The organism is Ruminococcus gauvreauii (genome assembly GCF_025151995.1).
Taxonomy (GTDB): Bacteria; Bacillota; Clostridia; order Lachnospirales; family Lachnospiraceae; genus Ruminococcus_G; species Ruminococcus_G gauvreauii.
Genome location: NZ_CP102290.1, coordinates 2,795,774 through 2,811,389 on the forward strand (window position 1 = coordinate 2,795,774; position 15,616 = coordinate 2,811,389).

The window sequence follows — 15,616 nt, forward strand, 5'->3', positions numbered from 1 at the left end:
TGGGTATCGTAGTTGTATGAAAAGTATATTGGAAGATATTAAAAATAATGAATTTAAACACGTCTATCTGTTTTACGGGGAGGAAGGATATCTGAAAAAGCAATACCGGGATAAACTTTCGTCAGCCTGGCTGCCCGAAGATGACACGATGAACCGCACGGTATTTCGTGGCAAAGGAGTTTCACCGGGCGAAGTGATCGATCTGGGAGAGACGCTGCCTTTTTTGGCACAGAACAGGGTGATCATCCTGGAGGAGACGGGATTTTTTAAGGGACAGTGCGAAAAACTGCCGGAGTATCTTTCACAGCTGCCGGACTATCTGTATCTCCTGTTTGTGGAGGAGGAGATTGATAAAAGAAGCCGTATGTATAAGGCGGTAAAAAATACGGGAAAGATCGTGGAATTTGCCCGTCAAAATGAGGGCACACTGATGCGCTGGGTACTTGGAACACTGAAAAAGGAGGGCAGGAAGATCACGAAACAGGACATGGAACTGTTTCTGTCATGTACCGGAAATGATATGTATCAGATTGAGAATGAACTGGAAAAGCTGCTTGCCTATACAGCGGGACGCGATGTGATCTCGACTGCTGACATCGAGGCCGTGTGTTCTGTACAGGTGGCCAATCATATCTTCGATATGGTGCGTGCGGTTGCTCAGAAGGACCAGAAACAGGCTCTGAAGCTGTATTATGACCTGCTTGAGCTCAAAGAACCGCCGATGCGGATTCTCTTTCTTCTGGCAAGGCAGTTCAATCATCTGCTGCAGATAAAAGAACTGTCAGAGGCGGGATACAGCCAGAGTGAAATGGCTTCTAAAATCGGAGTACAGAGCTTTGTGGTGCGGAACTATCTGGGATATGCGGGCAAATACAGGAAACAGATGCTGCAGGAGGCATTGGATGATTTTCTGCAGGCTGAGGAAGAGGTGAAAACGGGCCGCCTGACAGATGTGATGAGCGTAGAGCTGCTGATCGTGAAATACAGCGCGGCATGATGCCGCGCTGTATGCCGATGCCCGTCAAAGCGGCCAGCCGCACAGCCACGCAACGGGCGTCATGATCAGATAGCAGACTGCAAACACAGTGCCGAGCGTGAGGATCGGAAGTCCGAAAAATACCGACAGCAAGGCAGCGGTTGGACTGTATGCAAAGCGTATCTCTTTTATCCTGGTATTATGCACTGCATGTATATTTGTGATGGAAATTGCTCGTGTCATATGGACCCCTCCTTCTTATAGTTACAGCATAGCAGACGGGAAATTAAAATGGTAAAAGGAATACGGGAGTGTGTGTTAAGAGCGCATAAAAAAGAACAGCCACTGACGGGATGGCTGTTCTTTTTTTGTCATGTTATTATGCGATTGAATTTACTGCTTTGGACAGACGGGAAACTTTTCTGGAAGATGTGTTTTTATGGTACACACCTTTTGCAGCAGCCTTGTCAATTGTGGAAATAGCTTCCAGTAAAGCGCTGTTCGCTGCTTCCTTGTCTTTATTTGCAACTGCTGTCTCTACTTTTTTGATAGAAGTCTTTACAGCAGATTTGATTGCTTTATTTCTGGCAGCCTTTGTTCTGTTTACCAGGATTCTTTTTTTTGCGGATTTAATATTAGCCAAAACGTACACCTCCAATAATCATCTGATGATTTATTATTTTTTTCTGTTTTCTCATTTTTCATATATTAGAGTGACACGAAGCTCTAACATACACATGCTTATATATTTTATGACACTTCTTTTTGTTTGTCAATACATATTTCAGGAAAATCCGGGAGAAAAAAGTAACATGCTTAATGTCCGACACTGTACAGATTTTCATGCTGTCTGGACTGTTGCTGGCAATCACTGCACAGAGGGCTTCCTCTGCGTGAATAAAACAAAAAATTTATTGACAAATGCAGGGTGAAATTGTACAATAAAATTAGTCAATTGACAGGCTTTTGATAGGAGTGAAGCCTAGTTTTACTAAAATTTTAGTAATGGCGGACATTACAGAAAAAAGTCTTCAGTGACATAAGGTTAGGAGTGTCAAAAAAGGTATAGGAGGAAAAGGTTTATGAAGAGAAGGTTATTAGCATGTTTACTGACTGGAGTATTAGCACTGGGGATGCTGTCCGGCTGCGGCGGCGGTGAGGAAAAAAATGCTGCTCCGGCAGAAAAATCAGATGCAGGCGGAGATGAAGATGCCGCGCCTGCGGAAGATTCAGACGCAGGCGGCGAGTCGGCAGAAGGGTCGGGGGATCTGGGAACAGTTACACTGATTCTCAGTAACAGAGATGAATTTCTCTCTACATTGGAAACCGGTGTGCAGAATGCGGCTAAAGACATGGGCGTCAACATGGTAACTCAGGATGCTCAGAATGATACCAGTAAACTGCTTCAGTTCGTTGAGACGGCAAGGAACGACGGACAGAAGGCGATTATCGTCAATCCGGTTGACCCGGCGACATGTTCTCAGATCGTCGAGGCAGCAGGCGATATGAAAGTTGTACTTATTAACAGATATCCGACAGAAGAATCTGTATTGAGCGATAGTGTGGTATACGCGGGATCCGACGAGATGGAATCCGGAAAGTATCAGGGGGAATACCTGGCTGAGCAGTTTAAGGCAGCGGGCAAGACAGAAATTAAGTATATCCTGCTGAACGGTATGATTGGACAGACATCTACCACACAGCGTACAGAGTCCTGTCTTCAGGCACTGGAAGACGCCGGAATTACAGCGACGGAGGCAACAGCTCCGCTGGCGGCAGACTGGGACCGTGCGACAGCACAGGATATGATCACACCGCTCCTGACAACCATTGAATATGACTGTATTATTTCCAACAATGATGCGATGGCACTGGGAGCGATCGAAGCTATGAATTCCGTAGGCATTGATCCGGCTTCGGTTCCGATCGTAGGTGTAGACGCAACAGTTGACGGATGCCAGGCAATCAAAGAAGGTACGATGGCTATGACGGTATTCCAGGACGCAGAAGGACAGGGAGTTGCAGCTATGAAATCCGCACAGAATCTCGTAGATGGAAAACCTCTGAATGAAGGAACAGATTTTACACTGGATGAGACGGGACATGTCCTTTGGGTACCGTTTGTTCCTGTTACAGCTGATAATGTAGATGAATATATGAAATAATAAAGTTTTAAGCTGATTATGCAGTATGTGAACCGCCGGCGGAGAAATCCGCCGGCGGTGTTTGTTTCGGCCTTCTTTTTGGACTCTTTGTTCTGCATACATATTTCATGGAGAAAGTGCAGAAGATATTAAAAAATCTATGACAAGGAGATCGGAAGATATGATATCGAAGTACCGCGTGCGTACAGATCTGGCTGTGGAGAGCAAAGAGAAGTTTGAAAAGGACAACGTAGAAATAGAAGGGGTCGTCATCAGGGAACGCTATGACAGCGAAAAAGAGATAAAGACAACCACTGTCATTATTGAAACTGACCGCGGCGCCAAAATCATGGAAAAGCCGAAAGGTGTATATATTACGATGGAAGCACCTAATCTGACAGTTCCGGATGAAGATTACCATCGTGAGGTCTCGAAGGAACTGGCGCATCATCTCCGAAAAGTCATGGGTCTGAAAAAGGAAAAATCTGTGCTCATAGCCGGTCTCGGAAACAGGGATATTACACCGGATGCGCTGGGGCCTGAGGTTGTGAGGAACCTGGATATCAATCGCCACATCGTAAAGGAATACGGTGCGGCAGCGGTGGGCGAGGGAAGTGTGCATATAGTAAGCAGCATCATACCGGGGGTTATGGCGCAGACCGGTATGGAGACTCTAGAAATACTGCAGGGGGTTGTACGTGAGACGAAACCGGACATCGTCGTTGCGATCGATGCACTTGCAGCCCGCAGCACGAAGAGGCTGAACTGTACTATCCAGATCACGGACACGGGTATCAACCCGGGCTCCGGGGTATTGAATCACAGGAATGGTCTGAATCAGGAGACGCTTGGGGTTCCGGTCGTTGCCATTGGGGTTCCGACAGTTGTAGATGCTGCGACAATTGTGCATGATGCCATGGAACATCTTCTGGAGACGCTCGAAGAAGCGGAAATGGAGGAATTTCTCTCAGAGCTGATCACACCGCAGCTTCACAGCATGTTTGTCACACCGAAAGATGTGGATGAAACGGTAAAAAATTTAAGTTATACCATCTCAGAAGGATTAAATATCGCACTGAATGAAGTATAACATGGGAGGCAGCTTCATATATAGATATGAGGTGATGCCGATTGAGGAAAAAAAACACGATATTAAAAAGCCTGTTTTTTCTGTTGATGCTGGGGTTTGGCATTTATAATGTGATACAGGCAGTATGGATTTTCCGGCAGGATGATGCGGTGAGAAGGCAGCTTTTACTGGAACGTATCGGTATTGGGCTGACAGAACAGGCTGTTTCCATATATATGCCCGGTTTATTTTATACGACACAGGCGGAAGATGAGACTGTGATTCTGGAAGACGAATCAACGTGTGAAAGCATTCTTGAGATGAATGGGAGAACCCTTGCGGAGCGGTTGCTGGGGGAAAATCAGGGTAAAGCGGTAGAGGCAGAAAATGAAGCTGCTGCACAGAAAGAACAGAATCAGGATGAGACACAGGATACAGTGGAGACGGTAAATCCGGTGAATCCGCTGTTTGACATTTCTCTCGAGAGTCTGCGCAATTTTGATTATCTGCTGAACCACTTTTTTGTTGTGGATCCGAATACAACGATCGGTGAGGATACACTGAACATCGATACGCTGATGGAACACGATCTGACCATGCAGCAGGATAATTCGCAGCCGCAGATTCTGATTTATCATACACACTCTCAGGAACAGTTTGCTGATTCTGATCCGGAGGATACCTCAACCTGGGTTACGGGGGTAGGGGACTACCTGACACAGATACTCACGGAACAGTACGGTTACCATGTGATCCATGATACGCAGACTTTTGATATTATCGATGGCGAGATTGACAGGAGTAAAGCGTACAACACCGCACGAGAGGGACTTCTGCAGATTCTGGAAGAAAATCCATCCATAGAAGTGATCATTGACCTGCACAGGGACGGAGTGTCGGAGGATAAACATCTGGTGACGGATATTAACGGCAAACCGACAGCACAGATCATGTACTTTAACGGTCTGAGTTATACAAATGAAAGCGGTGCGCTCGACTATCTGCCAAATGAAAATGTGATCGCGAATCTGGCGTTTTCTTTCCGGCTGGAATACGAAGCGGCTGGGTATTATCCTACGCTTACCCGGTGCGTATATCTTAAAGGATACCGTTATAACCTGGATCTGCGGCCGAAATCCATTCTGCTCGAGGTGGGAGCGCAGACAAATACTGTGGAGGAGGCCCGCAATGCAATGGAGCCGTTTGCCTATATTTTAAATAAAGTATTAAAAGGTGAATGACAAGCCGAAGGCAGGTGTGCTATAATACTGAGTTAGCATCGGAATACCGGTGCCGGAAATTATCAGGAAAACATTGTACATTTGGGAGGAATTCGTGTGGCAGTAGACCAGAGCAAAATCCGCAATTTCTGTATTATCGCACACATTGACCATGGTAAGTCAACGCTTGCAGACCGTATCATCGAGAAGACGGGGCTGCTGACTGAGAGGGAGATGCAGTCACAGGTTCTGGATAATATGGAGCTGGAGCGGGAACGCGGAATAACAATAAAGGCACAGACAGTGCGTATCATATATAAGGCAAATGACGGTGAGGAGTATATTTTTAATCTCATCGATACCCCGGGTCATGTCGATTTTAATTATGAAGTTTCGAGAAGTCTTGCAGCATGTGACGGTGCAATTCTGATCGTGGATGCAGCACAGGGTGTAGAGGCGCAGACGCTGGCGAATGTCTATCTGGCGCTGGACCATGACCTGGACGTCATGCCGGTCATTAATAAGATTGACCTGCCGAGTGCGGATCCTGAACGGGTAATTCAGGAAGTTGAGGATGTCATAGGCATTGAGGCCGGGGATGCGCCGCAGATTTCGGCAAAACTTGGAACTAATATCGAAGAAGTACTGGAACAGATCGTAAAAAAGATCCCGGCACCTGAAGGGAATCCGGAGGCAGAGCTGAAAGCGCTGATTTTTGATTCCCTTTATGATGCCTATAAAGGCGTGATCGTATTCTGCCGTATCAAAGAGGGAAGTGTGAAAAAGGGGACAAGCATCCGGATGATGGCGACAGGAGCGACGGCTGAAGTCGTGGAAGTGGGATACTTCGGGGCGGGACAGTTTCTCCCGTGCGAGGAACTGTCCGCTGGTATGGTTGGGTATCTGACGGCCAGCATTAAGAATGTGAAGGATACACGTGTGGGTGATACCATCACAGACAATGACCGCCCGTGTGCAGAACCGCTTCCGGGATACAAAAAGGTCAATCCTATGGTATACTGCGGCCTGTACCCGGCAGACGGGGCGAAATACCAGGATCTGCGGGACGCGCTGGAAAAGCTTCAGCTGAATGATGCCTCTTTGTTTTATGAGCCGGAGACTTCGGTTGCGCTGGGCTTCGGATTTCGCTGCGGATTTCTGGGCCTGCTCCATCTGGAGATTATACAGGAGCGTCTTGAAAGGGAATACAATCTGGATCTCGTGACGACCGCACCAGGCGTTGTGTATAAGGTGTACAAGACAAACGGAGAAGTCATCGAGCTTACGAATCCGTCGAATCTTCCCGACCCGTCAGAGATTGAATATATGGAAGAACCGATGGTAAAGGCAGAGATCATGGTGACGACGGAATTTATCGGTCCGATCATGGACCTGTGTCAGGAGCGGCGTGGTCAGTACCAGGGGATGGAATATATGGAGACTACCAGGGCACTTCTGAAATACCATTTGCCTTTGAATGAAATAATCTATGACTTTTTCGACGCATTGAAATCACGTTCCAGAGGATACGCATCATTTGATTATGAGATGCTGGGTTATGAGCGCAGTGAACTTGTGAAACTGGATATTCTGGTAAATCACGAGGAGGTGGATGCTCTTTCCTTTATCGTATTCTCTGAATCCGCGTATGAGCGCGGCAGAAAGATGTGTGAGAAACTGAAACAGGAGATTCCGCGGCAGCTGTTTGAGATACCGATTCAGGCCGCGATCGGCAGCAAGATCATCGCACGCGAGACAGTGAAAGCGATGAGGAAGGATGTACTTGCAAAGTGTTACGGAGGAGATATCTCTCGTAAACGTAAACTTCTGGAGAAACAGAAGGAAGGAAAGAAACGCATGCGCCAGGTAGGAAATGTGGAGATTCCGCAGAAAGCGTTTATGAGCGTTTTGAAACTGGATGATAAGTAATGAGCAGGGGGATGGGACTACGACGGCTGGTCCCGTCCCCTTAGTGCGAGACCCATCCCGGAAAGGGGCAAAGATGAAACAAGCGACAGAGCTGTATCTGCACATACCGTTTTGTGTGAAGAAATGTGAATACTGTGATTTTTTATCCGGTCCGGCAGACGCGGCACGGCAGGATGCCTACGCAAAGGCATTGCTTAGAGAAATTGAGAATACAGTGCTCCCGGATGATACGGAGATATCCTCCATTTTTATTGGAGGAGGTACGCCGTCTGTCATACCGGAGGAATGGATTCAACATTTTCTGGACAAAATAAGAGACAGGTTTTGTCTTGCCGCGGATGCCGAGATAACAATAGAGGCAAATCCCGGTACACTGAACAGGGAAAAGCTGTCTGCTTACCGCAGGGGAGGCGTCAACAGACTCAGCATCGGGCTGCAGTCTGCGGTTGACAGTGAACTGAAACGCCTTGGCAGGATTCATACGTTCCGGGATTTTCAGGAGAATTTCGAGGAAGCCAGAAATGCCGGTTTTTCAAACATCAATGTAGATCTGATGATGGCCCTGCCCGGTCAGAACCGTGCATCATGGAGGAAGAGCCTTGAGACTGTGGCGGCCTTTTCACCGGAACACATTTCCGCTTACAGTCTGATCGTTGAGCCGGGTACCCCGTTTGCAGGACAGGAACTTGATTTGCCCGGTGAGGAAGAAGAGAGGCAGATGTACTGGGAAACTGTGGACTTTCTGAAGTTCCGCGGTTACGAACAGTATGAGATCTCAAATTTTGCAAAGGCGGGATATGAATGCCGCCATAATATTGGGTATTGGATGCGGACACCGTATCTCGGCCTCGGCCTCGGAGCCTCATCTCTGATTGAAGAGAACAGGTTTTCAAACACGGAGAACATGGGGGAATACCTGACAGTGAGCGGCGAGCCTGACAGCATTCGGAAAAACAGGGAAACACTGACTGCCGAAGAACAGATGGAGGAATTCATGTTCCTGGGTCTGCGGATGACGAAGGGAGTATCTGAAAACAGATTTTTGCAGCTGTACGGGGCTGATATGGACGAAATTTACGGTGCCGTGATCGCCAGATTCGTGGAGCTGGGTCTGATGGAACGCGCAAACGGCAGAGTGCGTCTGTCCAGAGAGGGAGTATCTGTGAGTAACGCTGTTATGTCGGAGTTCCTTCTGTCCTTCTGATGAACGAACAAATGTTTGCAAAAGGTCCGCGGGTGTGGTAAAATCAGGGACAGGAAAATGGCGATATAGTTTACATAAGAATGAAGAAGGAGCACAGCATGGCAGCTTGGAAACAGGAAAAACAGTTTATTAAAATACGCGGGGCGAGGGAAAATAATCTCAAAGACCTGAACGTAGACATACCGCGGAATGAGTTTGTGGTTCTCACGGGTCTTAGCGGTTCGGGGAAAAGCTCTCTGGCATTTGACACGATCTATGCGGAAGGCCAGCGGCGCTACATGGAAAGTCTGTCTTCCTATGCGCGGCAGTTCCTGGGACAGATGGAGAAGCCGAACGTGGAGAGCATCGAGGGACTTTCCCCTGCAATCTCGATTGATCAGAAGTCCACAAACAGAAATCCGCGTTCTACGGTGGGCACCGTGACGGAGATCTATGATTATTTCCGCCTCTTGTATGCACGTATCGGAATTCCCCACTGCCCCAAATGCGGTAAGGTGATTGCCCGTCAGACCGTAGACCAGATGGTGGACCACATTATGGATCTGCCCTCCGGCACGAAGATTCAGCTTCTTGCCCCGGTTGTGCGCGGACGCAAGGGCCGTCATGAAAAACTGCTGGAACAGGCAAAAAAAAGCGGTTATGTGAGAGTCATGATCGACGGGAATCTGTATGAGCTTTCTGAAGAGATCAAACTGGATAAGAATATTAAACATAATATAGAAATTATAGTAGACCGGCTGGTGGTGAAAGACGGGATCGGAAAACGTCTGACGGATTCCATTGAAAGTGTACTGGACCTGTCGGAAGGGCTTTTGGTGGTCGATGTCATTGGCGGTGAGCAGCTGCAGTTCAGCCAGAGTTTTTCCTGTCCGGACTGCGGTATCAGTATGGAGGAGATTGAGCCCCGAAGCTTTTCATTTAATAATCCGTTTGGCGCCTGCCCGGTCTGCCTGGGTCTGGGATACAAGATGGAGTTTGACGTCGATCTGATGATTCCGGATCAGTCCCTGAGCATCGAGGATGGAGCCATTGCCGTGATGGGCTGGCAGTCCTGTACGGATAAAAGCAGTTATACTCATGCGATTCTGGAAGCGCTGTCGAAAGAGTATGAGTTCTCGCTGGACACGCCGTTCGAACAGTATTCAGACCAGGTCAGGGATGTTTTGATCAACGGGACGAAGGGAAAAGAGGTAAAAGTCTACTATAAAGGCCAGCGGGGAGAGGGAATCTACGATGTGGCTTTCGAAGGGCTGATACGGAATGTGGAACGCAGATACCGTGAGACAGGATCTGAGACACTCAAGGCAGAATACGAAAGTTTTATGCGGATCACACCATGCCCGTCCTGTAAAGGCCAGCGGTTAAAAAGCACTTCTCTGGCTGTGACGGTGGGGGATAAGAATATCCATGAAGTAACGGATATGTCGATCAAAAAGCTGAGTCGCTTTATGGAAGAACTGAAACTGACAGAAACACAGCAGATGATCGGAGTCCAGGTGCTCAGAGAGATTCGTGCAAGGGTAGGTTTTCTGCTGGACGTGGGTCTTGATTACCTGACTCTGGCTCGTGCCACGGGAACGCTCTCCGGAGGTGAGGCTCAGAGAATCCGGCTTGCGACACAGATCGGTTCCGGACTTGTCGGCGTCGCGTATATTCTGGATGAGCCGAGCATCGGCCTGCACCAGCGTGACAACGACAAATTGCTGAAGACGCTCTGCCACCTGCGGGATCTGGGGAACACGCTGATTGTGGTGGAACACGATGAGGATACCATGCTTGCTGCAGACTGCGTCGTTGATATCGGGCCGGGCGCCGGCGAGCACGGCGGCGAGCTGGTCGGGATCGGAACGGCGGAAGAGCTGATGAAGAACCCCGATTCCATTACGGGCGCGTACCTGAGCGGCAGGATGAGGATACCGGTTCCTGCAGAGCGCAGAAAACCGACAGGTTTTATCACCATAAAAGGTGCCGCTGAGAATAATCTCAAGAATATCGATGTTGACATTCCGCTGGGGGTGATGACGTGTGTGACCGGGGTATCCGGTTCCGGAAAGAGTTCACTCGTCAATGAGATTCTGTACAAGAAGCTGGCGCGGAAGCTGAATCACGCACGCGTGATACCGGGGAAACACAGGACGATCGTCGGATACGATCAGCTTGATAAAGTGATTGATATTGATCAGTCGCCGATCGGCAGAACACCGCGGTCCAATCCGGCAACGTATACCGGAGTCTTTGATCTGATCCGTGACCTCTTCGCGGCTACGGCCGATGCGAAGGCAAAAGGGTACAAGAAGGGCCGCTTCAGCTTTAATGTAAAGGGCGGCCGCTGTGAAGCGTGCAGCGGAGACGGAATCCTGAAGATTGAGATGCATTTTCTTCCGGATGTCTATGTGCCGTGTGAAGTCTGCAAGGGTCAGAGGTATAACCGCGAAACGCTGGAAGTAAAGTACAAAGGAAAAAACATCTTTGAAGTGCTGGATATGACAGTGGAAGAGGCGCTGAAGTTTTTTGAACATGTGCCTTCGATACGCAGGAAGATTCAGACCCTGTATGATGTTGGGCTCTCTTATATCCGGCTGGGACAGCCTTCCACGACGCTTTCGGGCGGCGAGGCTCAGAGGATTAAGCTTGCAACGGAGCTGAGCAGGAGGAGTACGGGAAAGACAATCTACATTCTGGATGAACCAACCACGGGACTTCATTTTGCTGATGTCCATAAGCTCATCGATATCCTGAAACGCCTTTCAGAAGGCGGAAATACAGTTGTCGTGATAGAGCATAATCTGGACGTTATCAAAACAGCTGACTATATCATCGACATCGGTCCGGAAGGCGGGGACCGGGGCGGCACGGTGATTGCGAAGGGAACCCCGGAAGAGGTAGCGGCCTGCCCGCAGTCCTACACCGGGCGTTATGTCGAAAAATATCTCTAAAAAACGCTTTCTATTTAAGGGGCGATTGTATATAATGACATGTATAGTTCCCAGGGTATCGGGAACCAAAGAAAGGGGATTTGTATGGCGTCTGTAGATATCGGAATTGATTTGGGGACTACCAGCATTCTGGTATATGCGAAGGGTAAAGGAATTGTATTGAAGGAACCGTCCGTAGTGGCATATGATAAAGATTCAGACAGAGTGAGAGCCATCGGAGAAGAGGCCCGGCAGATGATCGGCCGGACTCCGGGTAATATTACGGCTATCCGCCCGCTTAGGCAGGGCGTGATCTCTGACTATCTGATAACGGAACGCATGCTGAAGTATTTTATCCAGAAAGCCATGGGGAGACGAGCTTTCAGGAAACCGCGCATCAGCATCTGCGTGCCGAGCGGAGTGACGGAAGTTGAGAAAAAAGCGGTGGAGGAGGCTACTTACCAGGCGGGCGCACGGGAAGTCATCCTGATAGAGGAACCGGTGGCTGCTGCGATCGGGGCGGGCATTGACATTACGCTTCCCTACGGAAGCCTGGTTGTCGATGTCGGAGGAGGAACAACCGATATTGCGGTGATCTCACTCGGTGATACGGTGGTATCCGCATCTATAAAAATTGCCGGCAATGACTTTGATGAGGCGATCATCCGGTATGTCCGGAAAGCGCATAATCTGTTTATCGGCGAACAGACGGCGGAAGCCGTTAAAGTCAGGATCGGGAGCGCTTATCCGCGCACTCAGACAGACACAATGGAAGTGAAGGGAAGGAATGTGATCACAGGTCTTCCGAAAACAGTCACCCTGACTTCGGAGGAAATACGCGAAGCACTGACGGATTCGACAACACAGATCGTGGAGGCGATTCACGGCGTGCTGGAGACAACTCCGCCGGAACTGGCCGCCGATATTGCGGAACGCGGAATTGTCCTGACCGGAGGCGGTTCGCTTCTGGCCGGATTGGAGGAACTGATCGAGGAAGCAACCGGCATTAATACAATGACAGCTGAAAACCCGTCGCATGCGGTTGCTGAGGGAACGGGCAGATATGCTGAAGTGATGGATAAGCTGGGAAAGATTTAGAGACTTATGCAGGATACGATAGAAGGATATGTGGAACACATTATTTTCCGCAATGAGGAGAATGGATATACAGTTTTTAATCTGATGACAGACGGATCGCCGCTTACCTGCACGGGAATCCTTCAGGGGGTTACAGAGGGCGAGAGCCTTGCAGTGAGCGGAGCTTATACGGAACACTCTCTGTACGGGCAGCAGTTCAAGGTGGAGGAATATGAGATCCGCGCACCCAAAGATGCGGCGGCGATCGAGAGGTACCTTGGATCCGGTGCGGTAAAAGGTATCGGAACTGCACTGGCAGCACGCATTGTCAGGCGTTTTGGGGATGATACGATGCGCATTATGGAGGAAGAGCCTGAGCGGCTGGCAGAGATCAGGGGAATCAGTGAGAAAAAGGCGCGGGAGATTGCGGTACAGTTGGAAGAAAAAACAGAGCTTCGCAGTGCGATGCTCTTTCTTTCGAAGTACGGAATCTCCATTTCTTTAGGTGTGAAAATATATAACCATTACGGCGAGCGGATTTACGGTATGTTGAAAGAAAATCCGTACCGGATGGCGGAGGAGATCCAGGGGATCGGGTTTAAGATTGCAGATGAGATTGCCGGAAAGGTGGGGATACATACCGATTCGGAGTTCAGGATCAGGAGCGGCCTGCTCTATATCCTCGCACAGGCAGCAGCAGAGGGACATTGTTATCTGCCGAAGGGACAGCTGCTGTACCGCGCTTCGGGACTTCTGGGAATCGAGGTGCAGTATATTGAAAAATATATTATGGATCTGGCTATTGAGCGTAAGGTTGTGCTGCAGGAACTGCCAAAAGATTACAATCCGGTTACGCAGGAGGAAGAAGCCGAGACTGCGGTATACGCTGCGCAGTACTATTATCTGGAGCTGAATGCTGCGAGAATGCTCTGCGAACTGAATGTCCGGTGTGAGGAGGATGAGGGCGCCATCCGGAAAAAGCTGGAGAATATTGAGTCCACATATGACTATTCGCTGGATGAGCGTCAGCGTCAGGCGGTGGTTGAAGCTGTCGGAAATGGACTGCTCATCCTGACGGGAGGACCCGGGACAGGCAAGACGACGACCATCAATGCAGTCATCCGCTATTTTGCTTCGGAGCAGATGGACATCTGCCTGGCAGCACCGACGGGACGGGCTGCGAAAAGGATGACAGAAGCCACGGGGTATGAGGCACAGACGATTCACAGGCTGCTGGAACTGTCGGGAGGAGTTGAAGAGTCCTCCGCCAACATTCATTTCGAGCGCAATGAGCAGAATCCCGTCGAGGCAGATGTGGTGATCATCGATGAGATGTCCATGGTGGATATCCATCTGATGCACGCGCTGTTGTCCGCGGTCACTGTCGGGACGCGTCTCATTCTTGTCGGTGACATGAACCAGCTCCCGAGTGTCGGACCCGGAAGCGTATTGAAGGACCTGATCCGGTCAGAAGCTTTCTGCGTGGTCGAATTAAATAAGATTTTTCGTCAGGCATCGAAAAGTGATATCGTCGTAAATGCCCACAGGATCAACGCGGGGGAGGAGGTCTCACTGGACAACCACAGTGAGGATTTTTTCTTCCTGAAACGTTATGATGCAGATATCATTATCCGTGTAGTCATCGCATTAATTCAGGAGAAGCTTCCGCGCTACGTTGATGCCAGGCCGCAGGACATTCAGGTGCTGACACCGATGCGAAAAGGCCTGCTTGGTGTTGAACGGCTGAATGGGATCCTGCAGAAGTATCTGAATCCCGCTTCTGATGAGAAACAGGAGAAAGAACATGGCAGCGGTCTGTTCCGTGAAGGCGACAAGGTCATGCAGATTAAGAATAATTATCAGCTGGAATGGGAGATCCGCGGGCAGCACGGGATCGCCGCTGAGAGTGGTGTCGGTGTATTCAACGGGGATCTGGGTATCATCAGGAGTATCAATCATTTTGCAGAGACGCTTTGCGTAGAATTTGAAGAAGGCAGATTTGTGGACTATACCTTCAAGCAGCTGGATGAGCTGGAACTTGCGTATGCGATCACGATCCACAAATCACAGGGAAGTGAATATCCGGCCGTTGTGCTTCCGATCCTTTCGGGCCCGCGCATGCTGCTGAACCGCAATCTGCTGTACACGGCGGTTACAAGGGCCAGAAAATGTGTCACGGTAGTCGGAAGTGATCAGGTGTTCCGTGAGATGATACATAATGAGTCGGAGCAGAAACGATATACGTCACTGGATCTTCGGATTCGGGAGATGAAGATTTAGAAGGAAACAATAAGGCGCCGGGGAGAAAGGACGCTTTATGAATATCAGTGAGTGGATTCTCGGATGTATCTATCCGGCCAGATGTGTGGTATGCGATAGGGTTGTCGGATTGAAAATCGGGAACCTCTGTCCTGGCTGCGCTGAGAAGCTTTCCGTGATGGAAGGCTTTCACTGCGGACATTGCGGGAAGTTTATTGAACGGGAAGAGGATGAATACTGTGACGACTGCAGGAGATTCCGCCATACGTTTGAGGAAGGATACGGTGTGTTTCCTTATCGCGGATGGGTGAAGGATTCCATGATGCGCTTCAAATTCCACGGAAGGAAAGAGTACGGGGAATTTTATGGCAGGGCGATGGCGGCGGCCGGCAGGGAAAGGCTTGGCCGCTGGAAACCACAGGTCATCATTCCGGTACCCATGTACAGGAAAAAAGAGCGTATGAGAGGGTATAATCAGGCTGAGGTGCTGGCACTCAGTCTGGGGAAACATGCAGTACTTCCGGTGCGCACCGATCTGGTGAAAAGGGTTCATGAGACAAAACCACAGAAGGAGCTGACACGCGATATGAGAAGAAAGAACCTGGTCCGGGCGTTTACGGTTGAAAATTCTGCGGGCAGTTACAGCCGGGTTCTGCTGGTGGACGACATTTATACGACAGGCAGCACTGCGGATGCCGTGGCATCCGGACTGAAACAAAAAGGCGTAAAATCCGTCTTTGTGCTGACTGCCTGTACCGGACATGGTTTTTAAAAAGAACTTTTCATAGAACAGTATGTATGCTACAATTAGTGATGTATTAGA

Annotated in this window: 12 protein-coding genes; 10 read left to right on the forward strand and 2 right to left on the reverse strand. The window is 49.3% G+C overall.

What is annotated here, in order from left to right:
* Positions 1-16 precede the first annotated feature (16 nt).
* Positions 17-997 (forward strand): DNA polymerase III subunit delta, encoded by a 981-nt coding sequence (gene holA / locus NQ502_RS13400; RefSeq protein WP_028528168.1) that lies wholly within the window; start codon positions 17-19, stop codon positions 995-997.
* 24 nt (positions 998-1,021) lie between these two features.
* Here holA and NQ502_RS13405 read toward each other — a convergent pair whose 3' ends face one another.
* On the reverse strand, positions 1,022-1,219 hold the full coding sequence (locus tag NQ502_RS13405) for a hypothetical protein (protein ID WP_028528169.1): 198 nt from the start codon (positions 1,217-1,219) through the stop codon (positions 1,022-1,024).
* A gap of 136 nt (positions 1,220-1,355) precedes the next feature.
* Positions 1,356-1,619 (reverse strand): 30S ribosomal protein S20, encoded by a 264-nt coding sequence (gene rpsT, locus NQ502_RS13410; RefSeq protein ID WP_028528170.1) that lies wholly within the window; start codon positions 1,617-1,619, stop codon positions 1,356-1,358.
* A gap of 439 nt (positions 1,620-2,058) precedes the next feature.
* Here rpsT and NQ502_RS13415 point away from each other — a divergent pair, with 439 nt between their 5' ends.
* The 9 genes from NQ502_RS13415 to NQ502_RS13455 all read left to right on the forward strand — a co-directional run bounded on the left by NQ502_RS13415 (position 2,059) and on the right by NQ502_RS13455 (position 15,565).
* Positions 2,059-3,141: a substrate-binding domain-containing protein gene (locus NQ502_RS13415; protein ID WP_044983132.1), complete on the forward strand. Its 1,083-nt coding sequence runs from the start codon at positions 2,059-2,061 to the stop codon at positions 3,139-3,141.
* A gap of 160 nt (positions 3,142-3,301) precedes the next feature.
* Positions 3,302-4,210 (forward strand): GPR endopeptidase, encoded by a 909-nt coding sequence (gene gpr, locus NQ502_RS13420; protein ID WP_028528171.1) that lies wholly within the window; start codon positions 3,302-3,304, stop codon positions 4,208-4,210.
* Positions 4,211-4,251: 41 nt separating this feature from the next.
* The gene (locus tag NQ502_RS13425) at positions 4,252-5,430 is read left to right on the forward strand and encodes a stage II sporulation protein P (RefSeq protein ID WP_028528172.1); all 1,179 of its coding nucleotides are present in this window, start codon (positions 4,252-4,254) and stop codon (positions 5,428-5,430) included.
* Between the two features lie 96 nt (positions 5,431-5,526).
* Positions 5,527-7,338 (forward strand): translation elongation factor 4, encoded by a 1,812-nt coding sequence (gene lepA / locus NQ502_RS13430; protein WP_044983133.1) that lies wholly within the window; start codon positions 5,527-5,529, stop codon positions 7,336-7,338.
* Positions 7,339-7,411: 73 nt separating this feature from the next.
* A complete protein-coding gene (hemW, locus tag NQ502_RS13435; protein ID WP_028528174.1) occupies positions 7,412-8,542 on the forward strand; it encodes a radical SAM family heme chaperone HemW in 1,131 nt (376 codons plus the stop codon).
* Between the two features lie 98 nt (positions 8,543-8,640).
* Positions 8,641-11,478, forward strand: coding sequence for an excinuclease ABC subunit UvrA (gene uvrA / locus NQ502_RS13440; RefSeq protein WP_028528175.1), 2,838 nt, complete (start codon positions 8,641-8,643; stop codon positions 11,476-11,478).
* A gap of 84 nt (positions 11,479-11,562) precedes the next feature.
* Complete coding sequence (mreB, locus tag NQ502_RS13445) at positions 11,563-12,555, forward strand: rod shape-determining protein (protein ID WP_028528176.1); 993 nt, start codon at positions 11,563-11,565, stop codon at positions 12,553-12,555.
* Positions 12,556-12,561: 6 nt separating this feature from the next.
* Positions 12,562-14,814: an SF1B family DNA helicase RecD2 gene (gene recD2 / locus NQ502_RS13450; RefSeq protein ID WP_028528177.1), complete on the forward strand. Its 2,253-nt coding sequence runs from the start codon at positions 12,562-12,564 to the stop codon at positions 14,812-14,814.
* A gap of 37 nt (positions 14,815-14,851) precedes the next feature.
* Positions 14,852-15,565 (forward strand): ComF family protein, encoded by a 714-nt coding sequence (locus tag NQ502_RS13455; protein ID WP_028528178.1) that lies wholly within the window; start codon positions 14,852-14,854, stop codon positions 15,563-15,565.
* Positions 15,566-15,616 lie beyond the last annotated feature (51 nt).

Bases quoted from the DNA above. Each gene is read 5' to 3' on its own strand.
- holA (WP_028528168.1), top strand. From the start codon at position 17: ATGAAAAGTATATTGGAAGATATTAAAAATAATGAATTTAAACACGTC.
- NQ502_RS13405 (WP_028528169.1), bottom strand. From the start codon at position 1,219: ATGACACGAGCAATTTCCATCACAAATATACATGCAGTGCATAATACC.
- NQ502_RS13415 (WP_044983132.1), top strand. From the start codon at position 2,059: ATGAAGAGAAGGTTATTAGCATGTTTACTGACTGGAGTATTAGCACTG.
- gpr (WP_028528171.1), top strand. From the start codon at position 3,302: ATGATATCGAAGTACCGCGTGCGTACAGATCTGGCTGTGGAGAGCAAA.
- hemW (WP_028528174.1), top strand. From the start codon at position 7,412: ATGAAACAAGCGACAGAGCTGTATCTGCACATACCGTTTTGTGTGAAG.
- uvrA (WP_028528175.1), top strand. From the start codon at position 8,641: ATGGCAGCTTGGAAACAGGAAAAACAGTTTATTAAAATACGCGGGGCG.
- mreB (WP_028528176.1), top strand. From the start codon at position 11,563: ATGGCGTCTGTAGATATCGGAATTGATTTGGGGACTACCAGCATTCTG.
- recD2 (WP_028528177.1), top strand. From the start codon at position 12,562: ATGCAGGATACGATAGAAGGATATGTGGAACACATTATTTTCCGCAAT.
- NQ502_RS13455 (WP_028528178.1), top strand. From the start codon at position 14,852: ATGAATATCAGTGAGTGGATTCTCGGATGTATCTATCCGGCCAGATGT.